This window comes from Mobiluncus mulieris ATCC 35243, assembly GCF_000160615.1.
In the GTDB taxonomy this organism is placed as follows: Bacteria; Actinomycetota; Actinomycetes; order Actinomycetales; family Actinomycetaceae; genus Mobiluncus; species Mobiluncus mulieris.
On record NZ_GG668518.1, the window covers coordinates 860,549 to 873,959 of the forward strand.

Annotated in this window: 12 protein-coding genes and 1 tRNA gene; 8 read left to right on the plus strand and 5 right to left on the minus strand. The window is 55.5% G+C overall.

The window, feature by feature from the left end:
• Positions 1-2: 2 nt before the first annotated feature.
• From HMPREF0577_RS03645 to HMPREF0577_RS12115, 6 genes are all read left to right on the plus strand, one after another.
• A complete protein-coding gene (locus tag HMPREF0577_RS03645; protein ID WP_004014191.1) occupies positions 3-1,394 on the plus strand; it encodes a proteasome accessory factor PafA2 family protein in 1,392 nt (463 codons plus the stop codon).
• Complete coding sequence (locus HMPREF0577_RS03650) at positions 1,391-3,061, plus strand: hypothetical protein (protein ID WP_248613672.1); 1,671 nt, start codon at positions 1,391-1,393, stop codon at positions 3,059-3,061. The genes HMPREF0577_RS03645 and HMPREF0577_RS03650 overlap by 4 nt, the downstream gene beginning before the upstream one ends.
• A 110-nt stretch (positions 3,062-3,171) precedes the next feature.
• Positions 3,172-4,035 (plus strand): indole-3-glycerol phosphate synthase TrpC, encoded by an 864-nt coding sequence (locus HMPREF0577_RS03655; protein WP_004012331.1) that lies wholly within the window; start codon positions 3,172-3,174, stop codon positions 4,033-4,035.
• Positions 4,032-4,982, plus strand: coding sequence for a prolipoprotein diacylglyceryl transferase (lgt, locus tag HMPREF0577_RS03660; protein ID WP_004012332.1), 951 nt, complete (start codon positions 4,032-4,034; stop codon positions 4,980-4,982). Before HMPREF0577_RS03655 ends, lgt begins: the two co-directional genes overlap by 4 nt.
• Positions 4,983-5,375: 393 nt before the next feature.
• On the plus strand, positions 5,376-5,594 hold the full coding sequence (locus tag HMPREF0577_RS03665; RefSeq protein ID WP_004012334.1) for a hypothetical protein: 219 nt from the start codon (positions 5,376-5,378) through the stop codon (positions 5,592-5,594).
• A 290-nt stretch (positions 5,595-5,884) separates the two neighbouring features.
• On the plus strand, positions 5,885-6,043 hold the full coding sequence (locus HMPREF0577_RS12115; protein ID WP_155812118.1) for a hypothetical protein: 159 nt from the start codon (positions 5,885-5,887) through the stop codon (positions 6,041-6,043).
• Between the two features lie 397 nt (positions 6,044-6,440).
• Here the strand turns inward: HMPREF0577_RS12115 and HMPREF0577_RS03670 are convergent, their stop codons facing one another.
• The 3 genes from HMPREF0577_RS03670 to HMPREF0577_RS03675 all read right to left on the minus strand — a co-directional run bounded on the left by HMPREF0577_RS03670 (position 6,441) and on the right by HMPREF0577_RS03675 (position 7,468).
• A complete protein-coding gene (locus tag HMPREF0577_RS03670) occupies positions 6,441-7,148 on the minus strand; it encodes a DUF3800 domain-containing protein (RefSeq protein WP_004012335.1) in 708 nt (235 codons plus the stop codon).
• Between the two features lie 142 nt (positions 7,149-7,290).
• The gene (locus tag HMPREF0577_RS11970) at positions 7,291-7,419 is read right to left on the minus strand and encodes a hypothetical protein (protein ID WP_004012336.1); all 129 of its coding nucleotides are present in this window, start codon (positions 7,417-7,419) and stop codon (positions 7,291-7,293) included.
• Positions 7,392-7,468 (minus strand) — tRNA-Leu (locus HMPREF0577_RS03675). The genes HMPREF0577_RS11970 and HMPREF0577_RS03675 overlap by 28 nt, the downstream gene beginning before the upstream one ends.
• A gap of 93 nt (positions 7,469-7,561) precedes the next feature.
• Here HMPREF0577_RS03675 and HMPREF0577_RS03680 point away from each other — a divergent pair.
• Positions 7,562-8,173 carry an ANTAR domain-containing response regulator gene (locus HMPREF0577_RS03680; protein ID WP_004012337.1) on the plus strand — a complete coding sequence of 204 codons (612 nt, stop codon included), beginning with the start codon at positions 7,562-7,564 and terminating at the stop codon, positions 8,171-8,173.
• A gap of 183 nt (positions 8,174-8,356) precedes the next feature.
• On the opposite strand, the gene HMPREF0577_RS03685 is transcribed toward HMPREF0577_RS03680, so the two are convergent.
• Complete coding sequence (locus HMPREF0577_RS03685) at positions 8,357-8,824, minus strand: PaaI family thioesterase (RefSeq protein ID WP_004012338.1); 468 nt, start codon at positions 8,822-8,824, stop codon at positions 8,357-8,359.
• A 24-nt stretch (positions 8,825-8,848) separates the two neighbouring features.
• Here HMPREF0577_RS03685 and polA point away from each other — a divergent pair, with 24 nt between their 5' ends.
• Positions 8,849-11,971: a DNA polymerase I gene (gene polA / locus HMPREF0577_RS03690; RefSeq protein WP_004012339.1), complete on the plus strand. Its 3,123-nt coding sequence runs from the start codon at positions 8,849-8,851 to the stop codon at positions 11,969-11,971.
• Positions 11,972-12,075: 104 nt separating this feature from the next.
• Here polA and HMPREF0577_RS03695 read toward each other — a convergent pair whose 3' ends face one another.
• Positions 12,076-13,338: a dicarboxylate/amino acid:cation symporter gene (locus HMPREF0577_RS03695; protein WP_004012340.1), complete on the minus strand. Its 1,263-nt coding sequence runs from the start codon at positions 13,336-13,338 to the stop codon at positions 12,076-12,078.
• Positions 13,339-13,411 lie beyond the last annotated feature (73 nt).

Sequence of the window (13,411 nt, forward strand, 5' to 3'; positions counted from 1 at the left end):
CCGTGACTAAGTTAACATATTTGGATTCTTTGCCACCGCGAATTTTGGGGATAGAAACCGAATACGGCGTATTAGCTGCTGGACAAGATGGAAGGCGGGTGGTGGATGCGGACACGGTGGGACGAGAGCTTTTTGCGCCGATTCACCAACGCTACCAGGCTAGTTCTGTGTTTTTGGAAAACGGGGGGCGGCTCTATCTAGATGTGGGTTCCCACCCGGAATACGCTACGGCGGAATGCCTGGATTTGCAAGATATTTTGGCTCAAGATCGTGCCGGAGCTGAAATTTTGCGGGATATGGCTGCTGCGGCCAGCCAGCGACTAACCGACCAAACCGGCATTCCCACCCAAGTGCACCTGTTGAAGAATAATCTGGACTCAGTGGGGAATTCTTGTGGGTGTCACGAGAACTATTTGCTATATCGTACGAGTCAGTTCCGTGCGCTGGCCGATGCCTTGGTCACTTTTTTGGTTACTCGCCAGATTTTTTTGGGTGCGGGGGCACTGTTGCGCATCCAGGGCGAGACCAAGTTTTGCCTGTCGCAACGCGCTTTTCAGATTGACGATACCGTGTCGGCGGCCACTACCACTACCCGCCCCCTCGTGAATACGCGCGATGAACCACACGGGGATGCGAAATTGTACCGGCGATTGCATGTGATTGTGGGGGATTCCAATGTTTTGGAATCCCCCACCCGCGCGAAAATTGCGATGATGAATCTTTTGTTGGGTGCCCTGGAGGCTGGCGGCGATTTTTCTGATATAGCATTAAATAATCCGATTGGAGCTTTACAGGAAATCACCCAAAACCTGCCACACCAAGGAAAACCCCTCGAACTAGTCTCGGGGAAACAGTTCACCGCCTTGGAATTGCAAGCCGAGTTCTGTTCGCGGCTGTCGCGCATATACAGTGAGGCAACGCTGCCCGCCGGATATCGCGAGGTACTTCATGAGTGGCAAGCCTGGATTAAAGCGCTTGCTGCGGGCGATTACCTGGCTTTAAACGGGGTTTTAGACTGGCCAACAAAGTTGACTTTGCTGGAAAAGCTGCGCTCGCGCCAAGGTTTGACCTGGGGTGATTCAAAGTTAGCGCGCCTGGATTTGGCTTATCACGATTTAGTGGCGGGACTAAATTTGGAATCCCGGGGATTAGCACAACGCCTCACCGCAACTCATGAAGTCGAAACCGCCAAAACCACCCCACCCCAAAACACCCGCGCCACCCTGCGTGGCCAATTCATCCGTTGCGCCCAAGATCACAACCTGCAGTTTCAAGCAGATTGGACCAAGCTGCGCCTGCGTGGAAAAGCTGGCGGCGACATCACCCTTTCCAACCCGTTTGTTACCGAATCGGAATCAGTAGCTAAGCTATTGAGAGCAATGGAGACACTTTGAGCGAGAGCACCCCGGCCCCGAAGCGTTCACACCGCGCCGCCGGCTCGGTGGACGCTATACCGCGCCCACGCTCGCAGCGGGATTTATCGAGTTCTCCACGGCGACGTGCCCGTCTGAACCGACTGCAACAAGATATCTACGCGGCAGTGTCTTCCGCTACCCCTAACCACCCCGCCGAAACCGCCCCGGCGGACATGTCGGCAGTCAGTGCGGGGGCAACGGATTTGCTGACCCGTTGGCTAAATGAAAACGGGTTCCAAAATCTGGCTGAACTCCAAATGATGACCAACCAGGCGGATTCGGAACGTCAGCGGCGTTTGCAACCGGATTGGCCCCAGACACGGCGGGAAAAGCGCCAGGCTGCAGCCGTGAAACCTGCGGTTTTGCCACAGGCTATCCCGGATTCCAGCGCAGCTGCGAGTCCGGTTCAAAGCGTGGATGTAGCCCCCGAAGTTTTCACGGCGGAGCCTCTAGAAGAAACCCCCGACCTGACCCCGGATATCACCGCATCCGCCCGGCTTGCCCTTGATACCGCTGTTGAATCCAGCGTGACAGCGCTGGCCGCCCCGGTTGCTTCCACTGCAGCGGCGTTGCGAGCCGCGCCCACCACGCGCCTGGAACGCCGTTCTCTCTCGCCCCGCGACCGCGACCGTGACCGCGAAGCTGCGCGTCCGCAAGCCCTGAACAGACATCGCCGCAACAATCGCGCTCATGCTCCCGAGACCGGTGGTATCCGCTTGCCCCAACCGCGTCCCTTGGCGAAAAGTTGGAAGCTTCCGGTGCTGCTAACCTTGGGGGTACTGCTGTTTTTGCTGATAGCGGCGGGAATACCCTATATTTGGGTTCAAACTCGCGGTTTGGCCGCGCACCCCGAAAAAGTCAAAGTTGAAGTACTGGGTGCGGTGGGAGCCCAGCCGATTTTGAACCTGAAACATCCGCTGCCTTTGGAACAGGCCTCTTCCGAAGTGGTACAGCCCGGGACAGGAGCCCTTCTCGAAGACGGTAAAACCACGGCTATACGCATCACGGTGTTTTCTGGCACCGACGGGAAACTGCTGTCTACCGGCGGGGATAATTCAGTGTTGGTGGGCAAATTTTCCCCCGAAGTATTTGGCGCCGAAGTGTATAACATGCTGCGTTCCGCGCGGGAAGGCTCACGCTACCTGTTGAAACACCCCGTACAGTCAACGGGAATCAAAGGAAGCGCCCACATGGAAATCGGGGTCATTGACGTGTTAGAGACCTCTTTGCGCCAGGCTATGACGACTTTGCCGCCTGAGAGCGGGTTAAAATTGGTGGATAACAATGGCATTCCGACCCCCGAGATAACCCGGGATTTTTCCGGTGATTTCCGGGTAGATACGTTGGCTTCCGGACAAGGAGCTTTGGTTTCTGCCGGCCAAAGTGTGCTGGTGAAATACCTCGAGTATTCCTATTCCAACCCGCCGGTTTTGTTGAAAAATCACTGGTCTGACCCGGTGAAACTGAAATTGGATGATTCTATTCAACTTGGGGCCATCCGGGGTATTATCGACCAACGAGTCGGCTCGCGGCTGGTGATTCAGGTTCCCCCCGCCCAGGGATCTGGCAATCAAGCCACGATTTTAGTGGTGGATATTCTGGCGAGCTGGGAACCAGTTCACCCCAAAGCGAGCCGCGCCCTCTAATAAGCCGTTTAACCAGGCAATTTGCGTCCTTTACCTGGCTTTGCAAACATCCCGATTTGGTGAAAGTTGATGATGTCGAGAAAATATAGACACAGGAAGGGATTTACCCAATGTTGTCTTACCCAGAGATTTATAGACAAACGCAAACCGAGGTTGCGTTGCGTGAGGCTACCCTTCCCTTGGAAGCTTTGCGGGAACTGACGCACTTGGCTCCCAGTCCCCAAAATGGTGCCGCCGTGTTGCATTCTCATCCCGGTTTCGTGGCGGTTATGGGCGAAATCAAACGTCAAACCCCGACGGCAGGATTCTTGGATCCAATCGAGGATCCGGCGGCTTTGGCTCGGGAATATGTGGCGGGCGGAGCCGTGGCGGTGTCGGTGGTAACGGAAACTCCGAATTATCTGGGTACCCTTGATGACTTTAAGGCGGTGCGTCGCGCGGTGGAGGTGCCCTTGTTGCGTAAGGAATACGTGGTCACCCCCTACCAGATTCATGAGTCGCGAGTCTTGGGTGCGGACATGGTGCTGCTGATGGTGGCCTTGTTGGAGCCACTGGTATTGGGTCTTTTGGTGGAACGCACCCAATCCTTGGGAATGGAACCTTTGGTTGAATGTCATTCCCGGCTCGAAGCACGCCAGGCGATTGCGGCGGGGGCACGCATTATTGGGTTGAATGCCCGTAACCGGGAAACTGGCGAGGTGGATCGCAATAATTGCGAACAAATTATTGATGTGATCCCCCCTGATGTGACGGTAGTAGCGGAATCCGGGGTGCGCGGACCGCGTGATGTTTTCAACTATGCCCGGGTGGGTGCGGATGCGGTTTTGGTGGGCGAATCATTAGTTCGTTCTTCTGATCCCCGGGCTTTGCTTAAACAGATGACTTCCGCTGCCCAACACCCGGCGTTGCGCCCTGACCGAGCCTCTCGCTATCGTCACCATCTGTCTGACACCGACGAAGGGGATACGCCATGAGTTTTACCTTGATTTCAGTATTTTCTGCGCTTATGGAACCGGGCTTGGCGTGGCCGGTATCCATTCCTTCGCCGCCTTCCCCGGTTTTTTTGTCGCTTGGGTCGCTGACAGTTCGCTGGTATGCCGTGTGGATTCTGACTGGGATGGTCGTGGCGATTATCTGGTCTGCTAAACGCTGGGAGAGCCGGGGCGGTAACCCGGATTTGCTGTGGGACGTGGGGGTTTATGTCTGTGTTTTCGGGATTTTGGGGGCACGCGCGATGGCGGTGGCTTCCTATCCTCACCAGTATTTTGGTCCGGGGATTCCCTGGTGGCAGCCTTTTGCGATTTGGCAGGGTGGCTTGGCTATTTACGGGGGTTTAATCGCTGGACTCTTGACCATGATTGTGATGCTACGTCGTCGTCGCTTACCGGTGGGGGTTTTTATCGACGCGGTGGCGCCCACGGTTTTGGTGGCACAGTCTTTGGGGCGATTGGGTAACTATTTCAATCAAGAAGTCTATGGTTCAGCGACTACTTTGCCGTGGGGCTTGCGGATAGCCGATGCTAATCTGCCATCCGGAGTGGCCAGCGGTACCCTGTTTCACCCAACTTTTCTATATGAAATCTTGTGGAATTTGATTGGGGTTGGGGTGATTTTGGGCTACGAGCACTATCGGAAGCAGGCCGGGAAACTCTATGCCTGGGAGCTGGCCGCCCTGTATTTCTTGTTCTATTCTGCGGGTCGTTTTGCTCTGGAATTCGTGCGCATTGACTTCCAATACACCGTTTTGGGGATTCGTTGGTTCCAAATTGTGGCTGGGGCGGGGGTTCTTTTTGGCTTGATACTGTTGAATGTGGCACGGCGGTGGCGCCAGCCTAGCCAGCTGCCTCGGCTGGCACCTCATGAAGCCGAAACTAAATCCGAGACCAAGGTGAGCGAAATAACCAAACCGGAAAACCGGTAGGAATGGCAGCTTATGGCAATATGCCGTAATTCCTCGGTCACCTTGAGCACGAGTTGTTGCTTGGTGCCTCGTTTACATGACTTGTCTGTCGACTGGCCGACGATTTTACTTTCATCGTGTTATAGATTATGATATTCTTTTTATAGTGACCCCGGATGCTTCGAGAGTTTGCAAGGAAGAGTGACCTCGGGCACGGGCACCAAACCAGCGTGTTTTTCCGCTGGCGGCCGAAAGCCGGATTAGAAACTTTGGTGTTTCCACGCCGCGTCTAACGACGTGTTTGGGAAAACGCCACAGCGTCAAGCGGGGTTCCCCGGTTTGCGCGGAAGGTTACAGGCGCAATCTCTGTGCCAGCCTTCCACTTGATAGCAGGAGAGAATAGGAGAAATTAAAATGAATAACAACACTTGGTCGCTTTTCGACAAGAACTTTCACCGTGAAGCCAAGAACATCGTGAACTTGGGTGATCTTACCGAAGTGGCACGTCCTTGGTTCGCTGATTTTGCCAACGATCCCAAGGTGCAATCTGCCCTACAGGACTTGAATCGTCCGGGGGTACGCCAACGTCGGGCTCTGGATTTTCTGGGGTTGGATTTGGTTCCCGCGATGTAGGTGGCCAGCACCACCACAAACCTGTAGCAGGGATTTGGGAAAACAAAAACGGGGTGAAGTTCATTGAACTTCACCCCGATATGGTACCCCGGGTGAGATTCGAACTCCAAAAAACGGTTTTTTACGTTCGTTGCTATTACTGTGAAAAGTCGAGTTTTCGTTGGTATTTATAGTAAAAGTCGCGTTTTAATGTTACTGCCGTTTTACGGCAAATAACGCCGTTTTACATTGGCTTATGTCCTGGGTATGTCCTGAAAAATCGGGACTTTCAACTGGCAAGGAGCGGAAAAATGACAGGCAAGATTAGAAAAAGTGGCTTCGGAAACGTAGACAAACGCCCCTCCGGCAGCTTTCGCGCGCGATACGCTAACCCACGATACGGGCTAGACGACAGGGAACCGCAATACATTAGCAGGACTTTCGACCGTAAAACCGACGCACAATCCTGAGATAAACCAAGCCGTCGCTTATGCGCTCATCAACCAAGACGAATACACCTTTTGGGAGCGTGAATACGGCGGGCACGCGGGTGGTATCGCCAAAGCCCTAGGCCAGCCCATGTGGCTGGTTGAGGCGTTCCAACACACCTACCGAACCCGCCTCGGCCTACTGGGAGCAAGCAGCTAAACCTCCCACCTGCGCGGCGTGGTAAAAAGACTTCCGCCCCCGTCACCTTCGGAAATCCAAAGAACAGGGGCGGAAGTGTTAAGTTATGAACACGCGCAAAACAAGGTTGCGCCTTTTCCTGGGGTGATGACCGCAAGCCATGCCCAGGTAAGAGGGTGGTGGGGTCTTTCACCCAAATCCCCTTACATGTTTAAGCATACGTTTCAGTGCTGTTTTTTGTCAAGACTTGTTTTGGAAAGTCAGGATATTCACTTTCCCGCGTTGCACGTCATCGAAACTATCCAACTCAAGGGCGCGGCGCAGACGCGCCGCCACCCGCGCCTTCGGCGTACCCCCACCATCAAGACTGGTTTTACGACGCTCGAAGTTGATTGAACTAGCCACCACATCGGCCAATTGAACCAAGTCAGTCGCTCGCGAATCCACGTCATAGGCTTCCAGAACACCCCGTGTCTTGAGCCGCCTGTTAGTCTCTGTTTTCACTAGTTGCGCTACTGTCTGCCCTGCGGGGGTTTGCACCAAATCCAGAAAAACATTCACCAGCTCTCCACGGTTAACATTGCCAACCACTAGCCGGGTCGCCATCTCGGCTTGCTGCTGCCACGTTTCCATGCCAGAGTTGAAAGACCCGTGGGAATCATAAACTGACCCGCCCACGCGAACATTCTCGGCGGCGAGGGTTTCCACCAGGTCAAAATAGAACTCTAGGTTGCGTTTACTGATTTGGGCGAAGTGGATTTCTCGATAGAAACCGTGGCGTTGACGAACTGCACGGACTTTACGGGAAAGAAACGCAGGGTCGCGCACCTTGACGAAGCCAATCACGAAGAAGCCGCCGCGTGAGTTTCGAGAACCTGATTCGTCAATGTAGATTGAGGAAACTTCGATGTTTCGGGGGAGCTGGAAATATTTGTCAAGGTGGCTCATGGTGGTTATCCTATCAGTCGCCCCGCGAAAGCAAGGCGACTGTCTGGCAACGGACTGGTAGCCAGCACGTTGTGCCCCGAGTCTAGCATGAAGACGGCCGATACAGCAACGGCTCTGTAAGCCCTAATAAACCACAGGAAACTTAGGAAACATCCTCGAAATACAGTTCCGGGGCACGTTCGCGCAGCTGTGCAACTTTGTTTTCTATAGCGTGAGTTTTTGGCTTGTTTTTGTGTATAGCGATGGTACCCCGGGTGAGATTCGAACTCACAACAAGCCGGGTTTGAGCCGACCGCCTCTACCAATTGGGCTACCAGGGCATCTCTTGCACGAAAACGTGTTTCAAGACGACATTTATACTAAAGTATAAGACAGGAAATTACAAAACAACGTGTCAAAGGGGTTGCAAACTTATGGGGAGTAGTGCTGTAACAGCCAGTCAGGACAAGGAAAATCGTCGCGTCATCGTGGCCGAAGACGAAGCCTTGATTAGGCTCGACGTGGTGGAAACACTCACGGAACATGGCTTCGAGGTGGTGGGAGAGGCCGCCGACGGCGAGGAAGCCGTGAAACTGGCTTTGGAACTGGAACCTGATTTGATGGTGATGGATATCAAGATGCCGCGTCTGGATGGGATTAGCGCGGCCGATAAAATCATGAAGGAAGTGCCTTGCGCGATAGTGATGCTCACGGCTTTTTCCGACAAGGAACTGATTGAGCGGGCTAAGGATGCCGGGACGATGGCTTACCTGGTCAAGCCCTTCCAGGCTAAGGATTTGATTCCGGCGGCGGAAGTTGCCTTGTCGCGCCACCAGGAAATGCTGACTCTAGAGGATTCCATCGCTGACTTACAAGATCGCTTGACGACTCGCAAACAGGTGGATCGCGCCAAGGGCTTGTTGATGGAAAAAATGGATTTGTCCGAGCCCGAGGCTTTCCGCTGGATTCAAAAGACTTCGATGGATCGTCGTTTGTCGATGCGCGAGGTCGCTGACGCGGTTATCGAACAGTTGGGGAGCGCCTAAGCCGCCTCTAAGCCGCCTCTAAGTCGCTTCTTGGCCTCTTGTTGGCCGCCTGGTATCCGCTTTTTCGGGGGCTTTTTCGGGGTTAGTCCGGCGCCCGACCCGGTGGTTTAGTCGCCCGGGTTTTCCTTTGCTCGGTTGGTTCCCGGTGTCGTTGTGGCGGCGGGTGGGTTTTTTCGCCCGGCTTCATGAGGCGCCATCCGGGTTTTTGGCCACCAGTTGACAGCTGACCGACCCGAAGGATATCAGTTTCCCGCTGGTTTCGGATACGACCTGAAAGGCATAGACGGCGGTGCGTCGCCCTAAGTGTTGGGCTTGTGCCGTGCAGCGCACGGTGCCGGATTGTGCCGGTCGCACGTGGGTTATCGTCAGGTTTGCTCCGACTGCGGCCATGCCATGCGTCGCCGCCCAGGCTCCGGCGGCGACCGAGGCGGTGTGTTCGGCCAGCAACGCCGTGGCACCCCCGTGCAGCAGCCCATAGGGTTGACGGTTTCCCACCACCGGCATGGTGGCTTCGGCGGACTCGGCGGTGATGTCGCGAATTTCGATGCCGAGTTTTGTCCCGGCTTCTCCGGCCTTTGCGGTTTCCCGGGTCTCTCCGGCCTTTGCGGTTGTGGTTTCCCCAATATTTCCCACTGTCGGTTTCGTGTTCATGCGTTCCTGGTAACCTTACTTAATATGAGTGATTTGCGTTTGTTGGTTTTGGATGGGCATTCCTTGGCGTTTCGGGCTTTCTATTCCCGACCGCCCGAGAATTTCCGCACCACCACCGGTGTCTATACGAATGCGGTGCATGGTTTCATGTCCATGCTACTGGCTATGTTACGCCGCGAGAAACCCACTCATATCGGGGCGGCTTTTGACCTGTCCCGGCATTCTTTCCGCACGGATATTTACCCGGATTACAAGGGAGGTCGCGCCGAGACGCCCCCGGAGTTCCTTGGCCAGATAGAGAATATTCAGCGTTTGTTGGATGCACTGGGTATCAAGTGGTTGACGATGGAGAATGTCGAAGCGGATGATATTTTGGCGACTTTGGCGACCCAGGGCAAGGCGCAGGGGATGCAGGTGTTGGTTTCTTCGGGGGATCGGGATACGTTCCAGTTGATTGACGAAAGCACTACCGTGTTGTATCCGGGGCACAACGCCGCCCAAACCACCCGGATGACCCCGCAGGCGGTGAAGGATAAGTATGGGGTGTGGCCGGCGCAGTACCCGGAGGTTGCGGCTTTGGTGGGGGAAAAGGCGGATAATCTGCCGGGGGTGCCTTTGGTGGGGGAAAAGAGCGCGGCGGCGTGGATTAACCAGTATGGCGGCTTGGAGGGGATTTTGGCGCACCGAGGTGAGCTAAAAGGCAAGCGTGGGGAAAATTTGCGTGCCCACGTGGATGATGTCTTGCGTAATCGCGAGTTGAATCGTTTGCGTACTGATTTGCATTTGCCATTGCAGCTGGATGATTTGCGTTGGCGGGGGATGGATGTGTCGGCGGTGGATGCGGTTTGTGCCGAGCTAGAGTTCAAAGAGATGCGCCGCCAGTTCCTGGCGTTTTTCGGGGTTTCGGGGGGCGCGTCGGGGTCGATGCCCGGTTTTGCTTCGCCCGGGTTTTCGGGTGGTGTCGGGGTTGATTCTGTGGATACGGGTGCGGTTGATATGTCGGCTTCACGAGGTGCCAGCCGCGATTCATTGGCCGAGCCGCAACCCGAGGCTTCTTTGGATTTCGGGTCTCGGCATGGTTTTGGGATCGAGCCGCATCCGGTGATTCACCGCTTGGAATCCGATTTCCAGGCGGGGGAATTGCGGGAGTGGCTGGGTTTGGGGCAAGCACCTCATGAATCCGAGATTGCCGTATGGGCGGTGGGAAACATCGGGGTGAACGCGCCGAGCATCGACTGGTTGTTCCTCGCGAAGCACGTGGCAATCCCCGAGGGTACCACGGGCGAAACCGCAGCCAAATCCCCCACGAATCCCAGCGGGGTTGCTTCGGGTGACAGTGAGGCTAACCCTAGAGAGGTAACGGGCGAGCTGACAGCGAAACCAGGCAATGGTGCCTCGGGGGGCGGGACGGCGGCAAGCCTCGCCCTGTTCCGGGAGGAAGCCGTATTGGTTACGCCCTCGACGCTGCGCCCCGAATCCGAGAATGTTTTGCGGGATTTTTTTGCCGCTGAAAACCGCACGGTGGTGGTGTATAACGCAAAGGCTTTGCGTCATGCTTTGCGTGCCTATGGTTGGGAATTGTCCGGCACGGTTCAGGATGTGAATTTGTTGGATTACCTGGCGGATCCGGATGCGTCGCGTCTAAAGTTCGCGGCGGTGACCGAGCGTTTGTTGGGCTGGTCGATTGATGAAAAGCCTTCGGATATCGGGAAAATCAGTGAACAGATGGCTTTCGACTTGGGGTGGGGCAATGTGACGGATGCCGCCGGAGCTGCAGCGGTGACGGCATCCACGGGCTCGAAGGACATTTCGGGGGGGATACCGTTGCCGTCGCTGCCGGAAACTTTGGTGAACCAGGCGAAGTATGCGTTGAGTTTGTTGGATATGTTGCCGATTCTTACGGAACAGGTCAAGTACCGACGGGTGGGGTCTTTGCTGGATATGGAGCTGCCGTTGTCGCGCTTGTTGGAGCGGATGGAGGACACGGGTATTGCTGTGGATGAGGGTCTTTTGCAGCGTTTCGACCAGGAGCTTTCGAGCGAGGTCAAACGCACCGAGACAGCGGCTTTCGAGGCAATCGGCCGTGAGGTGAATTTGTCTTCGCCCAAACAGTTGCAAGACGTGTTGTTCAACCAGTTGGGCTTGCCGCCGACGCGCAAAACCAAGACGGGCTACACTACGGATGCCAAAGCGCTCGAGGAGTTAGCGCTTTATAACCCGCATCCTTTCCTCCAGGCTTTGCTGTATTTCCGCGATCGCAGCAAGTTGTTACAGATTGTGCGTAATCTTGGGGATCGTATTGCCCCGGATGGCCGGATTCACACGACTTTTGGCCAGACGGTGGCGGCGACGGGGCGTTTGTCTTCGCTTGATCCGAATCTGCAAAATATTCCGGCGCGCACGGATGATGGGGCGCGAATTCGCGAGACTTTCATTGCCCAGATGCCGTTTGTGTCTTTGATGACGGCGGATTATTCCCAGATAGAGATGCGTATTATGGCGCATTTGTCGGGGGACGAGGGTTTGATTGCGGCGTTTAAGTCGGGCGAGGATTTGCATCGTTCGGTGGCGGCTTTGGTGTTTGGGGTGGCGCCAGAGGCGGTGACTGCAACCCAACGGACTCATGTAAAGGCCACGTCTTATGGTTTGGCTTATGGGCTGAGTGCTTTTGGTTTGGCTGGCCAGTTGCGCATTTCACAGGGCGAGGCGAAGCACTTGATGGAGACGTATTTTTCGCGTTTCGGGGCGGTGCGCGATTACTTGGAGCACATTGTGTCCGAGGCGCGTCGGGTGGGTTACACCGAAACTATGTGGGGGCGGCGGCGGTATTTGCCGGGTTTGCGGGCCACTAACCGAGTGGTGGCTGAGAATGCGCGGCGTGCCGCGTTGAATGCGCCGATTCAGGGTTCGGCGGCGGATTTGATGAAGCAGGCCATGTTAAGGGTTGACGCGGCGATGGCGGCGGCGGGGTTAGGTTCCCGGATATTGTTACAGATTCACGACGAGCTGGTGTTTGAGGTGGCTCCTGGCGAGGTTGACGCGTTGCGGCGGGTGGTGACCGAGGCGATGACTAGCGTGGTCGAGTTGCGTGTCCCGTTGGAGGTCTCGGTGGGGGTGGGTGCGAATTGGCGTGCCGCCGCGCATTAGATTTCGGGTTCATGAGGGGCTTGCCGGGGTTTTGGGCGTAAAAACGTGGTGGCTCACTGCCTTTTTAGAGGGGCAGTGAGCCACCGGATTTTGGGGTTGATGATTTATTTCACGTCTTCGAGGTATTTTTGGGCATCGAAGGTGTCTTCGGAGGCGAAACTGGCGGCGATGCGTTGGTCGCGCTCCGAGAATTTGCCGCCTGACAGGCGTGCCACGATTAGAGAGATGGCGCCGTCGCCGGTGACATTGGTGGCGGTGCCGAAGGAATCGAGGGCAATGTAAGAGGCTATCATCAAGCCGACTTGGGCTTCGTTGAATCCTAGCATCGAAGACAGGATTCCGGTGGCGGCCATGATTGCGCCGCCGGGGACGCCGGGGGCGGCAATCATGGTGACTCCCAACATGAAAATAAAGCCGGTGAAGTGTATCGGGTTAAGGGGAATTCCCGAGGTAATCATGATGGCCAGTGCGAAGGCGGTAATTTTAGAGGTCGATCCGGCTAGGTGGATGGTGGCGCACAGTGGTACGGTGAATGATGCCACCGCGTCGGGGACTCCGAGTTTTTTGGCTTGTTTTAGGGTGACGGGGATGGAAGCGGCCGAGGATGACGTGCCGAGTGCGGTCATGTAGGCTGGCAGCATGGTCAACAGGGCTTTGAAGGGGTTTACCCCGTAGGCGAGGCCACCTACTAGGTATTGGGTGACCAGGATGACGACTTCGAGGACGAGCACCAGTACCACGACGGTCAGCAGCACGACGATGACTTTCATAACCGCCCCGGATTTGGTCATGTTAAGGAAGATGCCAAAAATGTGCAGTGGCAGCAGGGGAATGATGACTCGTTCGATTAGGCGAATGATAATTTTACGGAATTCAACAAAGCCGCGCCGCAGCACCCCGCGGGAAACCAGGGACAGGCCGATGCCCATAATAAAGGACAGTATCAAGGCGCCCATTACGGAGATTACCGCGTCCATGGTGATGGTAAAGAAGGGTGCCAGGTCGGATTTCGAAGGGTCTTGTACTTCGGCTAGGGCACCTTGGTGCAGGAATTTTGGCAGGGTCAGCATGGCGGTTCCGTAGGTGAGGAAACCGGAGTACAGGGTGGAGATATAGGCGATGAGGGCGGTGAGCCCCAGCCATTTAGCGGAGCCTGACCCGAGGTCGGCGATGGCGGGGGTGACCAGGCCGATGATTATCAGGGGGATGCAGAATCCCAGGAATTGGCCGAAGATGGCGTTGAAGGTTACAAAGATGCGCACCAGGGGGACGGGGAAAAACTGGCCACAGATGAGTGCCAGGATGATTGCGATGACAATGGCCAGCAGAATGCCGCCTTTTTTAAATACTTTGGTAATTCCTTGCATGGGGGCTATTAAACCATTAGACGTGGATTTGGGGTAAATCGTCTCACAACTTGGGACAACGGATGGTCGTGTC